The sequence below is a fragment of the Neobacillus sp. Soil_C_43 genome, assembly GCF_057656715.1.
In genome coordinates this window covers 1-277 of record NZ_JBDGJV010000059.1, presented here as the reverse complement: position 1 = coordinate 277, position 277 = coordinate 1, and the positions used below count along the sequence as shown (strand labels likewise).

Annotated in this window: 3 tRNA genes; all 3 read left to right on the top strand. The window is 49.5% G+C overall.

The features are described 5' to 3' along the window. Window positions 1–2: 2 nt before the first annotated feature. The 3 genes from AC3A54_RS25600 (at window position 3) to AC3A54_RS25590 (ending at window position 276) form a co-directional block, all read left to right on the top strand. A tRNA-Gln gene (locus AC3A54_RS25600) sits at window positions 3–77 on the top strand. Between the two features lies 1 nt (window position 78). Next, window positions 79–151: transfer RNA gene (locus AC3A54_RS25595), tRNA-Lys, on the top strand. A 53-nt stretch (window positions 152–204) separates the two neighbouring features. Then, window positions 205–276, top strand: a tRNA-Gly gene (locus tag AC3A54_RS25590). Window position 277 lies beyond the last annotated feature (1 nt).

Genomic DNA, 277 nt, shown 5'->3' with positions numbered 1-277 from the left:
ATTGGGCTATAGCCAAGCGGTAAGGCATCGCACTTTGACTGCGACATGCGTTGGTTCAAATCCAGCTAGCCCAGCCAAGAGCCATTAGCTCAGTTGGTAGAGCATCTGACTTTTAATCAGAGGGTCGAAGGTTCGAGTCCTTCATGGCTCATAATTTAAGATAAAACCCTGGGATATAGATCCTCGGGTTTTATCTTCGAATATGCGGAAGTAGTTCAGTGGTAGAACACCACCTTGCCAAGGTGGGGGTCGCGGGTTCGAATCCCGTCTTCCGCTC